Origin of the sequence: uncultured Clostridium sp., assembly GCF_947072515.1 — a bacterium.
Classification (GTDB): domain Bacteria; phylum Bacillota; class Clostridia; order Clostridiales; family Clostridiaceae; genus Clostridium.
In genome coordinates, this window is the sequence record NZ_CAMTIG010000002.1 from 20635 (window position 1) to 41755 (window position 21121).

Genomic DNA, 21121 nt, shown 5'->3' on the forward strand with positions numbered 1-21121 from the left:
GAGGAGAAAGAGTGAAAGAAAAAATAAAAATAGTGGTTATAATAGCTATTATAATAATAGCCTCCGTAGTAATGATAAATATGTTTGAAGCAAACCATGGTGAAAAAATAAGTGGGAAATTAGAAATTTGGGTTAATAGTAGTGAATATAATTATATAAATACAGTTGCAGAGAGTTTTAAAGAAAAACATAAAGATGTGAATATTGATATTAAAGAAATAAATTCAAAAGATTATTATAATGATGTGATTAATAGTGTAAAGGATAAGGAACAGCCTGATATAGCTATATTAAATAGTGATGAATTATATAATTTAGTGAATAAAGAAAAAATATATCCAGTAGACTTAGGTGGAACAATAAGCACATATAGTATGAATTTTGGGAAAAATAGACTTGAACAGGTTCATTTTGATAAAAAATATTATGGAGTTCCACTAACAAGTAGTCCATTAGTGTTATATGCAAGAAATGATTTATTAAGTCAATATGGAATTAGCAATAATGATTTAAATACTTGGAATGATGTAATTACAGTGGGGGAAAAGATATTTAAAGACAGTAATGGAAAAGTAAAATTACTTAGTGGAATTGGACCAGATTATAAAAAGCTTGAAGAGTTAATTCTTTTAGAAAATATGAAAAAGAATCTAACGGAGCAAGAGGTTTTGAATAATACTAATAATATGCTTGAGGAATTAAAAAAAGATAATATAATTGCATTGAATGGAAATGAAGAATATGCAGCTAAAATTGGTTCAATAAGTCAAATGAAAGAACTTCAAGCAATAAAAGAAAAGTGTGAGTGGACAGCAAATAATCCACCATCATTAGTAGTAGGAAGTAATAAGTTTTATGAAGGTATTGGTGAAAATTTAGTAACTTTGAAGGAAGAAAATAAAAGATTAAGTGAAGCATTTATAGCGTACTTAAGTAATGATACAAAAGTATCGTTAGAATATACTTTAAGTGGAAATATGTTTTCAAGCTATCTATATACTTACAAGGATGTTCAAATTGAAGATAAGATAAATAATTTTTCAGGAAAGTCGCCATTAGTTATAATGAGCAATATAGAAAAAAATGCACCATTAGTAGAAAATTATGATGTATATATGGAAGCTAGAGAAAAGTTATTAGGAAATTAAAATAAAAACGTGGAAGTATATTCCACGTTTTTTATTTTAAAAGAATATTATCATAAATTGTTTTATAAGCATTCAGAGTTAAATTAGCAGTGTTCTTCCATGAAAATTCTTTGGATTTTTCATAGCCTTTATTGGCAATAGATAATCTAAATGAAGAATCTTCTAAAATTTTAAATAAACTAGTGCTAATATCATTAATATCATAAGGATTTATTAAAGTAGCACAATCACCTGTGACTTCTGGAATTGAAGTGATATCAGAAGTTAAGACAGCTGTTTTACAACTCATAGCTTCTAAAGGTGGTAGACCAAAACCTTCATAAGTAGATGGATAAGCAAAAGTTTCAGCACCATTATAAAGTATTGGAAGAAGATCATTATCTACAAAACCAGTAAATATAATGGAATCTAGTTTATTTCGTTCCTGTACATAGTTATAAAGAATTTCTCCTTCATCTTTTAGAGGACCAACTATTAAAAGTTTAACTTCTTGGGAAAGACTTTTTTCTATATTTAGGAAAGCATCAATAAGAGATTTTACATTTTTTCGACTGCTGAAACCACCAATATAAAGTATATATGGAGAAGTGAATTTAAATTTATGATTAATAACATTTTTACAAAATGATTTATCTAAAGGTTTATATTGTTTATTGGTAGCAAGTGGTGTAACAAAAATTTTATCTTCAGGATAGCCTTTGAAAAAACGTAAGATATCACGTTTAGAAAACTCAGAAACAGTAAATATACCTTTTGAATTTTCTATTATTTTAGGCATGTCCTTTAAGAATCTATTTAAATATCCACGGCCGACAGTTTCTGGCATGATATATGGAATTAAATCATGAATAGTTACAACTGTATTTATATTATATTCAAATGGAAAGCCAATTCCATTTTGAGGAATATGATATAAATCAATGTCATTATCTAAAAGTTTTTTAGGAGTAAAATGGTTTTCAAAAAAGCGACCATGCTTTCCAGAAGAATGTATAAATCTAGTATTGGATTTTTTGAATTTTTGAATTATTGATCCAGTCCAAATTAAAGTGAAATCATTTAATGTATCTATATTAATCATTTCAGAAACAAGATTGTTTGTATAAGTTCCAATACCAGTACCACTATGCAGATTAACACTTCTTGAATCAATTGCAATTTTCATTCTAACACCTCTTTCTATATCTATAATATAAATTATTATAAACTTTAAAAAATGTGATTAAAAAGAACCAAAAGTATTACGTTTCATATAATAAAAAATAGAAACATGTTTTAGGAGAAAAGTTTTGTGGAAGAGATATATTTAAAAGATATTATAGAGAGAGAATATGGTATAGAAGTAAGAGAATTAAAGAAAATAAAAAATACGTATAGGATAAATGGAGATGAGGGATATTGTTTGAAAATAATAAATTATAATTACCCTCATTTTTATTTTATATTGAATTGTATAAGACATTTAAAAAATCAGAAATTAGAGAGCATATTAGAGATTATGGTAAATAAGAATGAGAAAGATTATATAAAAATTGGTGAAAAATATGCATATATGACTAGATGGGTAAAATCTAGTATAAGTGATTTTGATAATATAGAGCTTATTGAAAAAATAGGAATGGAAGTTTCAAATATGCATATAAAAAGCAGGGGATATAGTATTTTAGAGAAGAGTAAGCCGAGAATTTATTGGGGAACATGGATAAAAGTATTTGAAACAAGAATCAAAGAAATATATGATTTTCAAAATAGAATAAATCAAAAAGCGTATAAAAGCAGATTTGATAGATTGTATTTAGAAAATATAAAAAAAGAAATTGAGGAAGGTAAAGAGGCTATTAAACTATTAGAAAAAAGTAGCTACTTAAAAATTATGCATGAAAAAGTAAATGAAATGGGATTTTGTCATCACGACTTAGAGAATCACAATATATTGGTTGATGAAAATAATAAAATTAAATTTATTGATTTTGATTATTGTATTTTAGATAGTAACTTACATGATATAGCATCTCTTGTTTGGAGAGTAAATAGATATTCTAAAGGAGATGTAGATATAAAAACAAAAAAACTTTTAAATGGATACGAAAAAAATTTGAAAATAAGTGATGAAGAAAAAGAAATTATGAAAGGATTTTTGAAATTTCCAAATGATTTCTGGCAAAGAGGATTACAAGTTTATTGGGAGCAACAGCCTTGGGAAGAGGAAATATTAGTGGGAAAATTAGAAGAATATTTAAAAATAAAAGATAGAAAAAATATAGTGATAGAAAGTATTTAAAGGGGGAATTATGAAGATTGAAAAAGATTTAGAGAGGTATCTTTTAGAAAAAAATATTTATATAGCACAAGAATATTTTAAGGGCCAAAATTATAAGAGTAAAGAAGATATAATAAAGCATTTAAAACTTATTTCAAAATTTCAAAGTATTTTATCAAGATTTAATGGAAGAAAATATGGGAGAGTTTTTTGTAATTATGGAAAAGAGGTAGAAAAAATAAAGAGTTCGATTATAATTTTAGATTATTTGAAAATTGAGGAAACGAAAAAATTAAATGAAATTTTGAAAAATATTGATAAAAATTTAGATGAAATAGATATAAAATCATTAATAAAAAGAAGTATAGCAAAAAATGAAATGAATATAGGAAGAGTTGATGAAAAAAATTTAAGAGTAGTAGATGAGATAGAGATTGGGAAGATAAAAAAAGTAAGTTATGGATTAATAGAAGAAGAAATTATTGATTATTTGAGGAAAGTAAAAAAGAACTTAAACGAAGAGGAAATAGAGGAAGTTACAAAAATATATGTAGATCAAGTAAATCTGACAGAAGAGAGTTTAAAGTATATAAAAGAAATGACATTGGCACCTTTTGAAGTTATAAGATATATAAATAAGTATAGGAGTAATTTAAATAAGAGAAGGCTTATTGAATTAATTAATATGGAGTGTAAAAAGGAGGCATTATGGGACGAATTATAGAAAAAGATTTTTTATGTAGTTATGATTTAAGTGAAGAATTTTTTGAAAAATTAGGAATAGAAATTTTGGACATACAACCACTTAGAAAAGTGTTTATATTAAAAACTTTTGAAGGTGATAAAATTTTAAAAAAAGTGGATTATGATCAAAATAAAATAAAATTTATAGATACAAGTTTAGAGTATGTAGATAAAAAGTTTAAAAATATTATGAAAATAAATAAAATGAGTAATGGGAAAAATTATTTAAAATGGAATGATGATTTTTATATTTTAATGGATAAAATAGAAGGGTTGGAAGCGATAGTAACTAATCCAGTAGATGTTGAAGTATGTGCAATGACGTTAGCTAAAATGCATGAAGCATCAGAAGGCATTATAGAGTATTTAAATAAAAATGAATCTATGGTTATACGTGGAGAAAATATTTTAGAAAAATATGAGTTAGCTAAAAGTGAGTTAATAGAAATCGGAAACTTTGTGGGAAAATATAAGAATAAAAATGAGTTCGATAAATTATTTTTAGCAAACAATAAATATTGTATAAAGCAGATTGAGGAGTGTATTAAAAAGTTAAAGAATAGTAGCTATATGGATATGATATCAAATGATGAGAATATGGTTTTATGTCATAATGATTTAGCATATCATAATTTTTTGATAGAGAATGATGAGTGTAGCATAATAGACTTTGATTACTCAAGTATAGATTTAAGAAGTGTAGATATTGCAGATTTAATTTTAAAGTGGATTAAAAATAGTACATTTAGTATAGATAAGGGGAAAAATTTAATTAAAGAATATATGAAAATATATGCCTTGAAAGAAGAGGAGATAGAACTAGTAAAAATATTTTTATCATTTCCAAGAGACTTATATTCTATATTTAGAATATATTACAGAAAAGAAAAGAATTGGGAATATGGAAGCTATTTAAGTAAATTAAAATCAAAATTAGAGAATGATATATATAGGCTAGAATTTTTGAAAGGATTCTAGAGAATGAAATAGATTCACAAATAAAAAAATTCGCCTAGGCGAATTTTTTTATTTGTGGATCTATTTAACTATAGCTTTATAAGCTTCTAAAGTTTTTAATGCAGTTTTTTCAAAGGAGAATTTTTTACTGGCACGAAGAGAACAATTAACCATAGAAAGTTTTAAAAAGCTATCGGATAAAACTTTAGTTATTTTTTCAGCGATTTCTTGTGTGTTAGATGGATTAATTAATATAGCAGAGTCAGTACACACTTCAGGTAATGAAGTGCGATTAGAAGCTATTACAGGCACTCCACAAGCCATAGCTTCAAGAGGCGGAAGTCCAAAGCCTTCGTAAAACGAAGGGTATACTAGAGTCTCACAAGCGTTATAGAAGATAGGTAAGTCATCTAAAGGAATAAAACCTGTAAATATTACTTTGTCCTCAATTTTTAACTCTCTAGCACGGTTAAGATATCTCTCATAAGAGATTCCTTTATTACCTGTAATAACAAGGTAAGTTGAATTTTTTAATGAATTTGATAAAAGTGAATAAGCTTCTATAAGACCTAAAATGTTTTTTCTTGGACTAAAACCACCAACATAAAGGATAAAGTTTTTATCGATATTATATTTTTCTCTAATTATATTTTGACAAGTAGATTTGCTAAGAGGTTTATAAATATCCTCAGCAGCTAAGTGAGTGACAAAAATTTTATCTTTAGGATAATTAAATTCGTTAGCAATATCTTCTTTAGAAAACTCTGAGACCGTTATAATACCGTCACAATTATCGATTATTTTTGGCATTTCATCATTAAATATTCGAAGATATCTATCACTGACAGTTTCAGGCATTCTTAATGGAATAATATCATGCAAAGTGATAGTTTTCTTACAAGAAATATTCGAAGATAAACCTACGCCGTTTTGTGGAATATGATAAAGATCTATATTTGTTGAAGTTAAAATATTAGGAACTTTAACATTTTCCCAAAAATTTGTACTTGTATTACTCAAAACTTTTTCTAATGTAAAATTTTCATTTAAATTTTTAATATCTAAATTATCAGTAGAGAACAATAGATAATCATTAATATTATCTATTTTATTTAAGTTTGATATCAATTGATAAGTATAAGTTCCTATACCAGTTCCTCGATACCATTCAGCAGCACGACCATCTATACCTATTTTCATATCTATTTCCTTCCAAATATTGCTAATATTATTATATTAAGTTATAGTAAAAGTGTTAATAAATTTACTAAGGTTAACATATAGATATATAGGGGGTGATCAAAATGATGAGAGAGTTCGAAATCGAAAGACAATTTAATATTAAAATTGAGTCAATAAAAGCAAACAAAGGAGTATATCATTTAAACACAAATAAAGGGGAGAGGTGTTTAAAGAAGATTAACTATGGACCTCAAAAATTATTATTTGTATATGGTGCTAAAGAACATTTAATTAACAATGGGTTTGATAGGGTTGATAAATATTTTTTGAATATAGACAGCTACCCTTATGCGTTAGTAAATGAAGATTTATATACATTATCTATGTGGTTGAATGGAAGAGAGTGTGATTTTCATAAGATTGAAGAGGTTAAACTAGCTGCGAAAACACTAGCGGAGCTTCATATTGCATCTAAAGGATATGATCCACCAGAAAATTCAAAACTTAAAAGTGATTTAGGAAGATGGCCAGGTCTTATGAAAAAAAGAATTAAAGCATTGGATAAAATGAAAGAAATGGCTAGAAAGAAAAATAATAAAAGTGATTTTGATATGCTATATATTAAATCGGTTGAATTCTATAAGGAGCTTGCAAAAGAAGCAAGTAACACATTACTAACATCAGATTATGAAAGATTATGTGCAATTGCAGAAGATGAAAAAATGTTTTGCCATCATGACTTCACGTATCATAATATAATTATTGATGAAAATGAAAAAGTTAATATAATAGATTTTGATTATTGCAAAAGGGAAACAAGGGCTTTTGACATATCTAATTTTATGATAAAAGTACTTAAAAGAGTTGATTGGAATTTAGATTTTGCAAAAGGAATAATAGAATCATATAATGAAGTAGCAAATTTAGATGCATCAGAATATAGAGTACTGTTAGCTTATTTACAATTTCCACAAAGATATTGGAGATTAGCAAATAGATATTATTATAATGAAGTGACTTGGGGAGCAAATACATTTGCAAAAAAAATTCAAGGCATTATAGAAGAACAAGAAAATTATCTTAAATTTATAAAAGAATTTAAAGAATGTTATGATTTAGATTAAATATATTCAAAAACTCGCTTCATAGCGAGTTTTTGTATTAAAAAGATAAAGAGTGTAACAGAAAAAGAGAAAAAGAATACTATATAGAAAGCATTTTAGAAGAAAGAGGATTTTATGCAAATTGGAGATGTGGTTGTAAGAAAATCTTATAATAAAGATGTTACATTTAAGGTGGTTGATATAAAAGAGGTAGAAGGAAGAGAAGTATATATACTAAAAGGTATAAATATAAGAATATTGGCAGATGCTAAGGAATGTGATTTAGAAGCAGCGGAAGATGAGTTTGAAGGGGAACAAGATAAAATTCTAAATAGAAAAGTAAAGCAAGCAATAGATAAGGTTATGATTTCTAGAGAAATGGGTATGAGAAAATCTGAAAAAATATCTAAAGTGAAGAAAACAAGTAATTCAGATGAATTATATTTCGGAAGGCCAGGAAAAATTTTGCACATAGATGGTGATAGGGAATATATGGATACTTGCTTAAAAGTCTATAAACAATTATCTCTTGATGCAGTTGGTGTATCAATTCCAGAACATGAGCAACCAGAAAAAATTATAAAATTAGTGAAGGTTTATAAACCAGATATAATAGTAATTACAGGACATGATAGTATACAGAGAAATGTAGATAATTATTTAGATTTATCTAATTATAGAAATACAAAGTATTATATAGAATCAGTAAAAAAACTAAGAGAATATAATCAAAATTACGATGATTTAGTTATATTTGCAGGAGCTTGTCAAAGTTGTTATGAAAGTATTTTAGATGCAGGTGCTAATTTTGCATCATCGCCTAATCGTGTTTTGATTCATTGTTTAGATCCAGTTTTTATTTGTGAAAAAATAGCTTATTGTCCAATAAAAGATGTAGTATCGATAAAAGATGTCATTGGTAATACAATAACAGGAATAAAAGGAATAGGTGGAATTCAAACAAGAGGAAAATATAGAGAAGGCTACCCTAAATCACCTTATATATAAAAAATGTTATTTTTATGTATAAAATTCTAAAAATATAAGAAAATAATAGTAAGATATGAAATAACGTATTGACATTATGATGCGTAAATGATAAAATTAAATATTTTATTTGACTTTTTTTCAAAATCTTGGTATAATATATAACATGAAAGAGGGTGTGTATATGAATGGAATAAGAACAATAGCTTCGATAAAAAAGAATATCGAAGGACATATTGGAGAAAAAGTTACCCTAAAAGCGAACGGTGGAAGAAAAAAGATTTTAGTTAATGATGGAATTATAGAAAGTGTTTATCCGAGCATTTTTGTAGTGAGATTAGAAGATGAAAATCAAAGAACAGTAACATATAGTTATTCAGATGTTTTAACTAGAACTGTACAATTGGACTTTCTAGGATAAAAAAAAGACTTCGAAAATTTCGAAGTTTTTTTTATTTATTATTTTATAAATAAATAAAAAAAAGAAAGATGGTGGGTTTCCATCTTTCAACTATGGTATAAAAGGGTATTGAGAATTTATGAGAGGTTATATGGTCAATAACCAATTACTATGTTACGACAAAAAGCGATGTTTGTCAACAGTTTTGAAATAAAAAAATTAAAATAAATAAAAAAATATATAAAAGGTGAGAAAAATTGTCGAAATTTGTATTAATAAAAGTGTAATTATATTTAATAGATAAGTGTATATATGTTAGTAGATACTTTGTAGGAGGAATGGTTATGTCAAGAATAGATGTTATAAAAGAAAATATTCAATTTGAACAATTATTAAATGAAAGTAATACTACAGCAATGTTAAATGAAGAATACTTAATACCAGATACGCACCCAGATGTAGAAGAAATTTTAATGGTTGATGCAAATCCGGTAATAAATTCAAAAGAAACAGTAGGAGAAAAGGTTAATATCGAAGGGAAAATAGAATATAATGTACTTTATTTAGCAAGGGAAGATAATTTAGTAGTTTGTTCTGTTAATTACTCGCAAAAATTTTCTAATTCATTAGATCTAGAAGAAGGAGAACATAAAGTAATCTGTGAAGTAGATTGTAGAGTAGAACATATTGAGGCTAAAATAATCAATGAAAGAAAAGTTGCCATTGATGGAATATTAAATATTAATTGGGAAAAATATAAAGAAAAAGAAATAGAACTTATTAAAGATATTGAATCAGAAGAAGGCGTAGAAATGCTTAAGAAAAATGAGTGTGTAAATAAAACTAAGCTAGATGATTCATTAGATATTATAGGTAAATCTGTATTAAGAGTTAGTATGGATAAGCCACAAATAGCTAAAATCTTAAAAACAGATATAAAATTGCATAAAAAAGAAACTAAAATAGGTGAAGAAAAGGTATATTGTGGATGTTATTGCAAGATTCATATTTTATACTTAGGTGGTGAAGGAAAAGAAGTATATCATTTAAATGATAATGTATATATCTCTAAAGAGCTTTTGGCACCTGAAATAACACCTGATATGGATATTTGTGCAAAAATGGAACTTACAAGCACAAGTGTTACTAAGGATTATGATGATTTAGGAGAGTCTAGAATTGTAAATCTTGAATTTAAAGTATTATGTGGAGTAAAAGCATTTTCTAAAGAAAATTTAGAGGTAATAACAGATGCATACTCACCTAAATTCCCAGTAGAAGTAAAAAAAGAAAATTGTGAAATGGGAATGATTCATGGAATATATAATAATGATATTCTTGTGAAAGACAATATTTATATAAAAGAAGAGGATTTAAAACCTGAAAGTATAATAACGGCTTCAGGAAATATAATAATTACAGAGAAGTCAGTTGGAAATGATAGAATTTCCATTGAAGGATTCTTAAAAGTATGTGTTGTTTATAAAACAGGAGATCCAGATAAATATTTAGCAAAGGTAGAAGGTGAAATACCTTTTAATGCAGCAATAGAAGCTTTAGGAGCTAATAAAGATATGCAAGGAATAGTTAATGCTGCATTAGAAGATTTAGAGGCATCAATAGAGGCTAATACAATAGCAGTAAAGGCTAATATCCAAGCAAATTCTAAAGTGTTATTTGCTATTAATAAAGAAATAGTAAATGATATTAAAGAAAGTGAAAATAAAGAAGAGCAAAAGAAAGCAAGTATAACTATATATGTTATTGGTGAAGGCGATAAATTATGGGATTTAGCTAAAAAATATAAAACTACTATGGCTAAAATAAAAGAAATGAATGATTTAGAAGAAGATGAACAGTTAATTACTGGAGAGAAGCTTTTAATTCCAGGGAAAATATGTTAAAAATTAAATAAAAATAGAAAAAGTCTTTTTCAAATTTGGAAAAGACTTTTTTTAGCTAATTTATAAAGATTTGAAATGTTAATGGAAATATAAAAAAAAATCTATAGAAAATAAAAAAATAAAATATATACTAAAGATAAATTAGAGTATACTATTTAGAAAATAGTATACATTATTGGAGGAGAGAAAAATGAAAGAACTCGTATTAGAAGCTGAAAGATGTTTAAAATGTAAAAATCCTAGATGTAGTGAAAACTGTCCCATTAATACAAAAATACCAAAAGTTATTGAACATTATATAAAAGGTGAAAGGGAAGCTGCAGGAGAAATACTTTTTAATAATAATCCATTATCAGTGGTATGCTCGATTGTTTGTCCTCATGAAAAGCAATGTATGGGGAATTGTATAAGAGGAATAAAAGGTGAACCTATAAGATTTCCAGAGATAGAATATGAAATTTCGCTAGAATATTTAAAAAATATGAAAGTAGAAAAAATAAAGAAAAATGGAAAAAAGGTTGGGATAGTTGGTGCAGGTCCAGCAGGGATAGTGGTAGGAATAATTCTTGCTAAAAAGGGATATTCAGTTACTATTTTTGAGAGTAGAAATAAAATAGGAGGAGTACTTAGATATGGTATTCCTGAGTTTAGATTAGATAGAAAAATCTTAGATATGTATGAAGAATATTTAATAGAGTTAGGTGTGAAGATAAGATTAAATACATTAATAGGGCCAGTGTTAAGTATAAATAAACTATTTGAAGATGGATATAAAGCAATTTTTATAGGAACGGGAGTATGGAATGCAAGAACACTAGGAATAAAGGGAGAGTCTTTAGGAAATGTTCATTATGCAATAGATTATTTAAAGCATCCTAAATATTTTAGATTAGGAGATAAAGTTAATGTGATAGGCGCTGGAAATGTTGCCATGGACTCAGCAAGATCTGCAAAATATTTTGGGGCTAAAGATGTAACGGTGTATTTTAGAGGAGAAAGAGAGCAGATGGAAGCAACTAAAACTGAAATTTATGAAGCAGAAAAAGAGGGAGTTAAATTTGAGTTTTGTAAAACACCTATAGAAATAACTGAGGAAGGAGTAGTTTTTTCTGAAGTAAAAGTAAGAGAGAATTTAGATGGTAAATATGAATTTACTAATATATCAGGAAGTGAAAAAATGTATGAAGGGACATCTACAATAATAGCAATAGGACAAGTACCGAGAAATAATATAGTAAGAAATACAACTGGAATAAGTACCACTGATAATGGTCTTATAATTACAAATGAATATGGACATACTTCTAGAGAGGGAATATTTGCATGTGGAGATGTAGTTAATGGACCTAAAATAGTTGTACAAGCAGTTGTAGAAGCTAAAAAAGTGGCAGAATCTATAGATAGATATTGTAATAATTTTTAAAGTAAAAAGAGCTTATTTTGATATGCTCCTTATCAAGTAGACATAGTAAATATCTAAAACATGTGCTCTTGAATGGCCACACAATTGTGTGGTCATTTTTTATGCACAAAAGTATAAAGTTTACATAGAAGAGATAAATTTTTTAATCTAAATAACTAAAATTTGAGAAAAGCATAAACATTTGAATTAAAAAAAGACAAATGTAATAAAAGTTTTAACAAATAGTGAAATGGCTTGGAATTTTATATAAAGTATACTATTATCTTAAATAAGATATACTTAATTAGAAATATATTTAATAGTATATACTAAATAAGAGGTGATTTAATGAATTGTTTAATAGCTCAATCGGGTGGACCAACTACAGTAATTAATGCAAGTGTATATGGAGTAATAAAAAGAAATAATAAATTGAATATTTATAACACGGTATTTGGAGGGATAAATGGAATTGAAGGGATTTTAGAAGAAAAGTTAGTAAATTTATCTGCATTAGATGAAGAAAGATTAGAAGTGTTAAAGAATACTCCATCTTCAGCATTAGGATCTTGTAGATATAAGCTTAAAGATTATTTAGTGGATGATTCAGAATATAAAAAAATAGTTAAAATCCTTATTAAGTATGAAATTGAGACGTTTTTCTATATTGGAGGAAATGATTCTATGGATACGGTTTCAAAATTAGCGGAGTATATGGAAAAAAATAATATAGAAATAAAAGTTATAGGGATACCAAAAACCATAGATAATGATTTAGTCCAATTAGATCATGCACCTGGATATCCAAGTGCAGCTAAATTTATATATAATTCAGTACTTGAAACTTATTTAGATTCAGTTGTATATGGGAAAAATGGTGTATTTATTTTAGAAACAATGGGAAGGGAAACGGGATGGTTAGCAATTGCAGCAGCGTTAGCAAAGATTAAAGGAAATCTTTGTGTTGATTTATTGTATATACCAGAGATACCTTTTTCAAAGGAAAAGTTTTTAGAGGATATAAAAAAGGTTTGTGAAAAGAAAAATTCGGTTTATATAGTTGTAGCTGAAGGAATTAAAGATAAACAGGGAAACTTTATATCAGCAGAATTAGCTCCTTTTGATAAATTTGGACATAAGCAATTAGGAGGAGTTGGACTAGCTTTGAGGAATGTTATTTTAGAAAATGGAGTTGCGAATAAAGTAAGAGTATTAGAGTTAAATACATTACAAAGAGCTGCCATTCATTGTGCATCTAAAAATGATTTAAGTGAGGCTTCATATGTAGGAGCTTATGCATTACAGCATTCAAAAGAATGTAAAAATGGAAGTATGGTTGGAATAAGAGTGGCTTCTAGGGAGCCTTATAGATCAGAGCCATATTTACTTTTAGCAAAAGAGGTTGCAAATCAAACAAAATTTGTTCCAGAAGGATGGCTTTTAGAAAATTTTAAATTAAGTGAAGAGGCTCATGAGTATATAAAATCTTTAATAAAAGATGAAGATTTATTCTATCAAAGAAAATTTGAAAGTTTTTTAGTTTAAATTGAAAAGTACGAAGAAAATAAAAAATAAGTTAAACTGTCAAAAATCCTACTAATTATAATTAGTGGGATTTTTTGTGTATAAAAATAAAAATAAGAGGAGATAATAATAAACGCGTAAAGCGAGGTGAGTAATAAATGGTTAGAATACCAAATAATGAATTAATAATAATTGGAGGAGCAGAAGATAAAAAGGGAAATAAGACTGTTCTTAAAGAGGTTTGTAGCAAAATAGATAAAGAAAAAGATTTATTATTAATAGTTACAGTAGCATCTGAAGTTCCAAAACTTATAGGCAGAGATTATTTGGATGTATTTAAATCACTAGAAATTAAAAATGTAAAAATACTCGATATAAGAAATAGAATAGAATCAAACTTAAAGAAAAATATAGAACTAATAAAAAGGGCTAAACTCATCTTCTTTACAGGTGGAGATCAACTAAGGATAACAAGTATATTAGGTGGAACTGAAATAAGCGAAGCGATAATGAATAGTACTGGAAAAATAATAGTGGGAACATCTGCAGGAGCTTCAATTATGAGTGAAACAATGATTTTAGGTGGAGAAGATGAAGAATCTCCTAAAAAAAATACAATAAACATGTCTCCAGGATTAGGATTCTTAAAAGGTGTAGTTATAGATCAGCATTTTGCACAAAGAGGAAGAATTGGAAGATTATTAACGGCTGTATCAGAACACCCAGGAATTCTTGGTATTGGAATTGATGAAAATACAGGAATAATTGTAAATGAAAATCGAATAAAAGTAATCGGTGATGGAGGCGTATATATACTAGATGGTGATGAGATAAATCACACTAATATATCTGAGCAAGATATGGATAAGGTATTAAGCATATTCAATATAAAATTGCATGTACTTATAAGCGGAAATAGCTTTAATCTTAAAAGCAAGATACCTTTTAAGGAGGAAGAAGTAAAAAATGAAAATAATTAGCAAAAGGGTATATAGAGGAAAAAATATTTACTCAAGAAAGAAATGCATAAGGGTTGATGTAGATTTAGAAGGATATGCAGAAACTCCAAGTAAAAATATAAAAGGATTTAATGAAAAACTGGTTGAATATATTCCAGATTTAAAAAGTCATAGATGTGGAATAGATGTGGAAAATGGTTTTTTAATTAGATTAGAGGAAGGAACATTCCTTTCACACATATATGAACATTCTATTTTAGGGCTTCAAAATATGCTAGGGATGGATGTTTCATATGGAAAAGCAAGAGAAGTATCAGATGAACATTATTACGTAGTTTTTCAATATATTTATGAAAATACAGCTATAGAGATTATGAATCTTGCATTAGATATAATAAATGGAATAATAGATGGAATAAAAATAGATATCCAAAAGAGGCTAGAAATAATAAAAAATATTAAAGCATATGAAGAAATTGGGCCTAGTACGAAGGCGATACTTGATGGGGCAACTAAAAGAGGCTTACCTTATTTTGAAATAGAAAATTCAGGATATTTTCAAATAGGGTATGGAAAACAAAGAAAGATAATATCAGCAACAATAAGTAATTATACTGGATGTTTAAGTTCAGATATAGCTTGTGATAAGTATCTTACAAAGCAGATTTTAGAGATTCAAAATATACCAGTAGGAAAGATAAGTAAGGTTAGAAATGTATTAGAATTATTAAAAGAAGCAGAAAGAATAGGATATCCATTAGTGTTGAAACCACAGTATGGAAATCAAGGTCGAGGAGTTATATTAAATATTAAAGAAGATAAGGAACTTTTAGAAGCATATAAAGAAGTATCTAAAATTTCAGAAGAAGTAATACTTGAAGAATTTTATGAAGGAAAAGATTATAGAATTTGTATAGTGAATGGAAAGATTGTAGCAGCAGCATTAAGAACACCTCCTAAAATAACTGGAGATGGAGTAAAAAGCATAGAGGAAATTATTAATGAAACAAATAGAGATAAGTTAAGAGGTGACGATCATGAAAAACCTTTAACAAAAATAAATATAGATAATGAAGTTCTCTGGAGAATAAAAGAAAGAGGATATTCATTGGATAGTATTTTAATAGAAGGTGAAGAACTTTTATTAAGAGGGAATGCAAATATATCAACAGGCGGAACAGCTGAAGATGTAACGGATAAAATTTGTAAAGAAAATAGAGAATTATTTATAAGAGCAGCTAAAACAATAGGATTAGATATCTGCGGAATAGATGTATGTACAGATGATATAAGTAAACCGCTAAAAGGAAGAGGGATAATAGTAGAAATAAATGCAGCACCAGGAATAAGAATGCATCATTATCCATCAGTTGGAGAAAAAAGAAATGTGGGATTAGAAATAGTAGACTATTTATATAAAAATGAAGTTAAGAATATTCCGGTAGTTTCAATAACAGGAACTAATGGAAAGACAACAACAACTAGACTTATATCTCATGTATTAAGAATGATGGGAAATACAGTTGGTATGACTTCTACTGAAGGAATATTTATAAATGATACGTGTATAGATATTGGAGATGACACAGGTTATGAAAGTGCAAAAAGTATCTTAATGAATGGTGATGTTGATGTCGCGGTATTGGAAACTGCAAGAGGTGGAATGATAAGAAAGGGATTAGCTTATGATTTAGCAGATGTTGCAGTATTAACTAATATTACAGGAGATCATTTAGGATTAGATGGAGTTGAAACAGAAGAAGATTTAGCGTTTGTAAAATCATTAGTGGTAGAAGAAGTAAAAGAAGAAGGATATTCAATAATAAATGTAGATGATGAGTGGAGTAAAAAAATACTTCATAGAGTTAAAGGAAATGTAATATTTTTCTCGAAAGATAAAAATAATAAATTAATTAAAGAAAAGGTTCTTTCAGGGGGAATAGCAGTTTTTATAGATGATGGTTATATAAGTGTAGTTAGTAATCAGAGAAAATATGATGTGATAAAGATAGAAGATGTGCCTATAACTTTAAATGGTAAAATCCAATTTAACATTGAAAATGCATTGGGAGCTTGTGCTGCTTTGGTAGGATTGCAAGTAGATTATTGTATGATAAGCAAAGGATTTAAAAGTTTTGCTTTAGATAGTAAATGTAATGCAGGACGATTTAATATGTATGATGTTTTAGGTAGAACAATTATTCTTGATTATGGACATAACCAAGAAGGGTATAAGGGTGTGTTTTCTGCAATTGAAAAGCTAGAAAGAAATAGGGTTATAGGTGTTGTTGGAATTGCAGGGGATAGAACTGATGAAATGGGAGTAGAGATAGGAAAGATATGTAGTGATTTCTTGGATATAACGATTGTAAAAGAAGATTATGATAGAAGGGGAAGAAGTCCAGGAGAAATGGCAAAAATAATTTTTTCGGGAATAGAAAAAGGATGTAAAGAAATATATATAGATGAACGAGATGCTATGAAAAGAGCACTAGAAATAAGTGAAAAGGGCGATTTGATAGTAGTTTTTTATGAAGATAGAGAAAAACTTTTAGAGGTTATAGAGAGATATAAGAGAAACAAAGAAGAGAATGAAGAGGTAGAAATTAAATTAAAATAGTTTAATAGAAATAGTGTTGTAAATTAGAATTTACAACGCTATTTTTATTATATTTAAAAAATAGACATAGTTAAATTGCTATGATAAAATTATGATTAAATTGACGTAAGAAAAGGGAAGGAGAATAGTATGAAAATAAAGGCACATGCTAAAATAAATATCTCACTTGATGTAGTTGGAAAGAGAGATGATGGATACCATTTATTAAGAATGATAATGCAAGCTGTTGATATATATGACGAAATAATAATGAGTAGAGCTAAATCAGGAATAACTTTGATGTGCAATAAGCCATATGTTCCAAATGATGAAAGAAATTTAGCTTACAAAGCCGCAAAGTTATTTATTGAGGAGTTTAATATTAACTCAGGTGTAAATATTACTATTAGAAAAAATATACCTGTATGCGCAGGCCTTGCTGGGGGGAGTACAGATGGAGCTGCAGTGCTTAAATTAATGAATAAGCTATTTAAAGTAAATGCAACGGAAGAAAAATTAATGGAAATTGGACTAAAACTTGGAGCAGATGTTCCATACTGTATTAAAGGTGGAACGGCGTTATGTGAAGGTGTTGGAGAGAAGGTTACAGAACTACCAAGTTTTAAAGATAAAATATTAGTTTTGGTAAAACCTTCTTTTGGAGTTTCAACTAAGGCTGTTTATGAAGAATTTAATATAACTAGAGCTATTTTTCATCCTCAAACAGATGAACTTATGAAAGCTATGGAAAGAGAAGATTTAAAATTTGTTTCAAGAAATATGAAAAACTTATTAGAAAATGTAACATTGAGAAAGCATAGAGAAATAGTGTACATAAAAGAATCAATGGTAAGAATGGGAGCTTTAGGAGCTATGATGAGCGGAAGTGGACCAACTGTATTTGCTTTTTTTGATGATATGTTGAAGGCGCAATATTGTTATGAGAATATGAAAAAGAAATATAAAGATGTTTTTATAACAAGAACAATATAAAAATAATATATAAGTGTATAAAACTCCATTTTATGGTAATAATTTTTACTATGAGAGGGGGTTTTTATTATGAAAAGATTAACAAGTATAATATTAGTGGTAGGTAGTATATTTTTAGTTTTAGGGTGCGGAAGTAATATTGGAAAAATGGGTGAAGGTGAAGGGATTACATATACATACGAAGATGTAAAGGACAAGCTTATTAGATTTCATGTATTAGCAAATAGCAATTCGGATGAAGATCAGGAGTTAAAGTTAAAGGTGAAAGATGAAGTTATAAAATATATGGAACCGATATTGAAAGAGTCGGAAAATTTAGCAATGAGTAGAGAGTTATTAAAAGAAAATGAAGATAAGATAATGAATATAGCGAAATCTATAATAAAATCTGAAGGGTATGACTATGAAGTTAAAATAGAACTTAAAAAAGAGAACTTCCCAGAAAAGATTTATGGAAATATAATTCTTCCACAAGGAGAATATGAAGCTTTTAGAATACTTATAGGAGATTATAAAGGTGAAAATTGGTGGTGTGTTATGTTTCCTCCTCTTTGCTTTACAGATGTAACAAAAGGTGAAGTTGCATATGAGGAAACAAAAGAAAGAATGGAATCGACATTAGGAAATACAGTTGAAGTAGAAGAAATAGAAGAAGTAAAATTAAAATTAAAATTTTTGGAAGTATTAAAGGAAATGTTTTAAAAATAAAAAAATACTTGATAAAAATCATTATTAATCATAAACTTAAATTTGTAACTTAAAATATTAATGAAAATAAAAAATTGAAATAAATTATTTAGATATACATTAGGAGGAAAAGTTTATGACTAGAGCATTAGCAATGGTATCAGGTGGCTTAGATAGTATTTTAGCTGCAAAATTAATAAAGGATCAAGGGATAGAAGTAATAGGGGTGTGTTTTAAATCATACTTTTTTAATGAAGAAAATGCAAAGAGAATGACAGCACAAATAGGAATTCCGTTAGAAGTAGTTGATTTTTCGGGAGAACACTTTAAAATGGTTAAAAACCCTAAACATGGCTGGGGAAAAAATATGAATCCATGTATAGATTGTCACGCTATGATGATGAGATATTCAGGAGAATTATTAGAAAGATTTGATGCTGATTTTATACTTACGGGAGAAGTTTTAAATCAAAGACCTATGTCTCAAAACAAGCAAGCTTTAAGTAAGGTTAAGGCTGAATCAGGAATTGGAGAAAAGATTTTAAGACCTTTATGTGCTCAAAACTTGGAAGAGACAGAGATGGAAAAACAAGGTTTAGTAGATAGAAGTAAGCTTTTAAAAATTTCAGGAAGAAGCAGAAAACCACAAATGGCTTTAGCTGAAGAATGGGGAATTACAGATTATCCATCACCAGCAGGTGGTTGTAGACTTACTGAACCAAATTTCTCATTAAGATTAAAAGAAACATTAAATAGACAAGGGGATGCTACTCCAAAAGAAATAGAATTATTAAGATATGGTAGACATTTTGTAAGTGAAAATGGAAAAACTATAATAGTTACAAGAACACAAGAAGAAGGAGATGCTATAAAAGCATTGCTTTCAAAAGAAGACACGATTATGTACCCAGTTAGCCATAATGGAGCAATGGTAATAATTAGTGGAGATGCATCAAAAGAAGATTTAGAATTAGGTGCAAAAATAGCTGGAAGATACAGCAAAGGTAAAGATGAAGAATCTGTAGAAGTATCATATGGAAAATTTGGATGCAAATTTGATGGAAAGATAGATATTAAACCAGCAACTGAGGATGAGATAGAAAAATATATTGTACAAATGAAATAGGAGGCAAAAAGAATGGAAAAAAATGCTGTTATAAAAATACTTAGCAATGCCACTATGGAGAATGATGAGCTAATTGAAGTTTTAACTCATGGAAAATATAAACTAGAAGATAATATATATAAGGCTACTTATAATGAAACAGAAATTTCAGGAATGAAAGGTACAGAGACTAGTCTAATTATAGAGGAAGATGTTATTACATTAGAGAGAGTTGGAAGTACTAGCACTAAAATGGTTTTTAAAAAGAATGAAGTAACTGTAGCATTGTATAATACTCCATATGGAATGTTAGAACTTGAAATATTTACAAAAGGATTAGAAAAAGAAATTGATGAAAATGGTGGAAAAGTTCTTATTGAATATGAAATGAGAGTTATAGGACAAGAGCCATTTAAAACAAAAATAAATTTAGAAATAGAAACAAAATAAGTTTTTGAATAATAAAAGCTATAAGATTTTAAATTAATCTTATAGCTTTTAAATTATTTGTAATTAAAATACGAAAAGAAATTTTTAAATAATAATATAAAAAGTATTGACTCTCATATTGTATGAGAGTTTATTATTGTTTTAGAAGGAGGAGAAATAGTGTTTAGAATAGGAGAGTTTTCAAAACTCAGTTGTTTAAGTATAGCGATGATCAGATATTATGGAGAAATTGGAATTTTAGAACCTAGTTATGTCAATAAAGAAAATGGATATAGATATTATGAAGCAGAACAGTTGTATATAGTAGCAACTATTCAAAGTTTAAAGCAAGTAGGTTTTGGAATAAGTGAGATAAAAGAGTTATTAGGAGTAATAAAAGAAAAAGAAGATTTAGAAAGAATAGTGAATGAAAGATATAGAAAGTTAGAATGTGAAAGAGAAAGTTTAGAAAGAAAATTAAGTGGTTTAAAAAATATATTAGATGGACTGGATAAAGGAGATTATAGTCAAATACATAAAGTTACTAGAGAAATAGGTTTATGGATAAAAGAAAATAATTATGAGATAGTAGGAAAAAATTTTGTTGTGTTACATAAAGGGCCTTATAATACTGAAAATATAGGGGAATATATAACTGAAGTATGTTATCCAGTTAAGAAAAAATAGAAAAAAACTAAAAAAATCCTTAAATATGAATAAAAAAGGACTAGAAATTAA

19 protein-coding genes are annotated in these 21121 nt (G+C 27.5%); 17 read left to right on the top strand and 2 right to left on the bottom strand.

What is annotated here, in order from left to right; all coding sequences use genetic code 11:
- Positions 1 to 11: 11 nt before the first annotated feature.
- Entirely contained in the window at positions 12 to 1148 is a 1137-nt protein-coding gene (locus Q0W06_RS01005; protein WP_297630149.1) for an ABC transporter substrate-binding protein, read from the top strand.
- A 31-nt stretch (positions 1149 to 1179) separates the two neighbouring features.
- Here Q0W06_RS01005 and Q0W06_RS01010 read toward each other — a convergent pair whose 3' ends face one another.
- Positions 1180 to 2313, bottom strand: a complete 1134-nt coding sequence (locus tag Q0W06_RS01010) for a glycosyltransferase family 1 protein (RefSeq protein WP_297630151.1) — start codon at positions 2311 to 2313, stop codon at positions 1180 to 1182.
- A gap of 126 nt (positions 2314 to 2439) precedes the next feature.
- On the opposite strand from Q0W06_RS01010, the gene Q0W06_RS01015 reads away from it, so the two are divergent.
- The 3 genes from Q0W06_RS01015 to Q0W06_RS01025 are packed head-to-tail and all read left to right on the top strand — an operon-like array spanning position 2440 to position 5130.
- A complete protein-coding gene (locus tag Q0W06_RS01015; RefSeq protein ID WP_297630153.1) occupies positions 2440 to 3429 on the top strand; it encodes a CotS family spore coat protein in 990 nt (329 codons plus the stop codon).
- 10 nt (positions 3430 to 3439) lie between these two features.
- Positions 3440 to 4132: a hypothetical protein gene (locus tag Q0W06_RS01020; protein WP_297630155.1), complete on the top strand. Its 693-nt coding sequence runs from the start codon at positions 3440 to 3442 to the stop codon at positions 4130 to 4132.
- Positions 4117 to 5130, top strand: coding sequence for a CotS family spore coat protein (locus Q0W06_RS01025; RefSeq protein WP_297630157.1), 1014 nt, complete (start codon positions 4117 to 4119; stop codon positions 5128 to 5130). The genes Q0W06_RS01020 and Q0W06_RS01025 overlap by 16 nt, the downstream gene beginning before the upstream one ends.
- A 60-nt stretch (positions 5131 to 5190) precedes the next feature.
- Here the strand turns inward: Q0W06_RS01025 and Q0W06_RS01030 are convergent, their stop codons facing one another.
- Positions 5191 to 6309 carry a glycosyltransferase family 1 protein gene (locus tag Q0W06_RS01030; protein ID WP_297630159.1) on the bottom strand — a complete coding sequence of 373 codons (1119 nt, stop codon included), beginning with the start codon at positions 6307 to 6309 and terminating at the stop codon, positions 5191 to 5193.
- A gap of 104 nt (positions 6310 to 6413) precedes the next feature.
- Between Q0W06_RS01030 and Q0W06_RS01035 the strand changes: the two genes are divergently transcribed.
- From Q0W06_RS01035 to Q0W06_RS01095, 13 genes are all read left to right on the top strand, one after another.
- Positions 6414 to 7415, top strand: coding sequence for a CotS family spore coat protein (locus Q0W06_RS01035; RefSeq protein WP_297630161.1), 1002 nt, complete (start codon positions 6414 to 6416; stop codon positions 7413 to 7415).
- Between the two features lie 114 nt (positions 7416 to 7529).
- Entirely contained in the window at positions 7530 to 8402 is an 873-nt protein-coding gene (gene yabG / locus Q0W06_RS01040; protein WP_297630163.1) for a sporulation peptidase YabG, read from the top strand.
- A gap of 163 nt (positions 8403 to 8565) precedes the next feature.
- The gene (locus tag Q0W06_RS01045) at positions 8566 to 8802 is read left to right on the top strand and encodes a Veg family protein (protein ID WP_297630165.1); all 237 of its coding nucleotides are present in this window, start codon (positions 8566 to 8568) and stop codon (positions 8800 to 8802) included.
- 323 nt (positions 8803 to 9125) lie between these two features.
- Positions 9126 to 10685, top strand: a complete 1560-nt coding sequence (locus Q0W06_RS01050) for an SPOCS domain-containing protein (protein WP_297630167.1) — start codon at positions 9126 to 9128, stop codon at positions 10683 to 10685.
- Positions 10686 to 10875: 190 nt separating this feature from the next.
- On the top strand, positions 10876 to 12108 hold the full coding sequence (locus tag Q0W06_RS01055; protein WP_297630169.1) for an NAD(P)-dependent oxidoreductase: 1233 nt from the start codon (positions 10876 to 10878) through the stop codon (positions 12106 to 12108).
- Positions 12109 to 12435: 327 nt separating this feature from the next.
- Complete coding sequence (locus tag Q0W06_RS01060; protein ID WP_297630170.1) at positions 12436 to 13632, top strand: 6-phosphofructokinase; 1197 nt, start codon at positions 12436 to 12438, stop codon at positions 13630 to 13632.
- 137 nt (positions 13633 to 13769) lie between these two features.
- Positions 13770 to 14591 carry a cyanophycinase gene (locus Q0W06_RS01065; protein WP_297630172.1) on the top strand — a complete coding sequence of 274 codons (822 nt, stop codon included), beginning with the start codon at positions 13770 to 13772 and terminating at the stop codon, positions 14589 to 14591.
- Complete coding sequence (gene cphA, locus Q0W06_RS01070; protein ID WP_297630174.1) at positions 14578 to 17190, top strand: cyanophycin synthetase; 2613 nt, start codon at positions 14578 to 14580, stop codon at positions 17188 to 17190. Before Q0W06_RS01065 ends, cphA begins: the two co-directional genes overlap by 14 nt.
- 129 nt (positions 17191 to 17319) lie before the next feature.
- Positions 17320 to 18162: a 4-(cytidine 5'-diphospho)-2-C-methyl-D-erythritol kinase gene (gene ispE, locus Q0W06_RS01075; protein WP_297630176.1), complete on the top strand. Its 843-nt coding sequence runs from the start codon at positions 17320 to 17322 to the stop codon at positions 18160 to 18162.
- A 69-nt stretch (positions 18163 to 18231) separates the two neighbouring features.
- The gene (gene spoIIR, locus Q0W06_RS01080) at positions 18232 to 18864 is read left to right on the top strand and encodes a stage II sporulation protein R (RefSeq protein WP_297630179.1); all 633 of its coding nucleotides are present in this window, start codon (positions 18232 to 18234) and stop codon (positions 18862 to 18864) included.
- A 121-nt stretch (positions 18865 to 18985) separates the two neighbouring features.
- Positions 18986 to 19975: a tRNA 4-thiouridine(8) synthase ThiI gene (locus Q0W06_RS01085; protein WP_297630182.1), complete on the top strand. Its 990-nt coding sequence runs from the start codon at positions 18986 to 18988 to the stop codon at positions 19973 to 19975.
- 12 nt (positions 19976 to 19987) lie between these two features.
- Positions 19988 to 20404 carry a DUF1934 domain-containing protein gene (locus Q0W06_RS01090; protein WP_297630183.1) on the top strand — a complete coding sequence of 139 codons (417 nt, stop codon included), beginning with the start codon at positions 19988 to 19990 and terminating at the stop codon, positions 20402 to 20404.
- A gap of 159 nt (positions 20405 to 20563) precedes the next feature.
- Entirely contained in the window at positions 20564 to 21070 is a 507-nt protein-coding gene (locus Q0W06_RS01095) for a MerR family transcriptional regulator (RefSeq protein ID WP_297630186.1), read from the top strand.
- The last annotated feature ends 51 nt before the right edge of the window (positions 21071 to 21121 follow it).